At 59.6% G+C, this 901-nt stretch carries 2 pseudogenes; one reads left to right on the top strand and one right to left on the bottom strand.

The features are described from left to right. Positions 1-210, bottom strand: a pseudogene (locus tag GSQ83_RS30105) (ISNCY family transposase); the annotation flags it as partial. 350 nt (positions 211-560) lie between these two features. On the opposite strand from GSQ83_RS30105, the pseudogene GSQ83_RS23420 reads away from it, so the two are divergent. Then, positions 561-901 (top strand): annotated as a pseudogene (locus GSQ83_RS23420) (hypothetical protein); the annotation flags it as partial.

Here is a 901-nt window from a genome sequence, read left to right as displayed (position 1 = left end):
AGCCTCGCGGGCGGCGTCATTATAGATGCGCCGGCCTGGGCGAGGCCCCGAAGGACGTCCGCGACTTCCCCCCTGCAGCAGCCGCGTTGCGTGCTTTCGGTGAAACTTCGTTACCGCTACGAATTCATCGAGAATGAGGCTCCGTTCAGTGCGGTTGCACCCAGCATACCGCTCAATAAGGGCCGCCACTAACTCATCACGCGTTGCCATGCTGACCCGCCTCATGCTCGTCACCGCCGGTGAACCCCGGTCGGGAGCATGTCAGATGACGCAACGGGTAGGACCCCGGTAACATTTCAGGTGAGGCAATGCGGCCGGCCATCAATTCTGTCGCGCTACACTGATAAGCCTTTTCGCATAGGAAAAGGGCATCAACCCACCCACCGATTGGGCTCGGGGTTCAATGCTAGACCCAGGCGTGACGCTGGTGACGGCGTGAGGGTCCAGCAATAGTCGAAGCGCTTGGTACCGCGTTTGGTCAGATCGACCCGCCGACGCGGGAATTGACCGGGCCCCGCTCTAGGCGACGCATGGCACGACCCTGTCATAGCGGAACATAAGTGCCTCTATCAGCTCCCTTGACGCCCGCCGCTGGCCATCCATATACCATCCAGTTGGATGGGAGAGCAATCAAGGGCACAGTGCATGACATACGGACTAAGACAGCCGATAGCGAGAAGATCACGATCAACCTGGGTTACGTCGATCTCGGCCATATCGATCTGATGGTGAAGGATGGGTTCTATTCGAACCGGACAGACTTCATCCGAACCGCTATTCGCAATCAGCTCGACCGCCACGCTGACGTGGTCCGCCAGTCCGTGGCGCGAAAGACCCTCGACATTGGTCTAGCGCATTACGGCCGCGGCGACCTTGAGGCGGTGCAAAACCGCGGTGAGAT

Origin of the sequence: Acidisoma sp. L85 (assembly GCF_009765865.1) — a bacterium.
Lineage (GTDB): Bacteria > Pseudomonadota > Alphaproteobacteria > Acetobacterales > Acetobacteraceae > Acidisoma.
The sequence above is the reverse complement of the archived record's forward strand: the minus strand, read 5'-3'. Positions and strand labels throughout refer to the sequence as shown.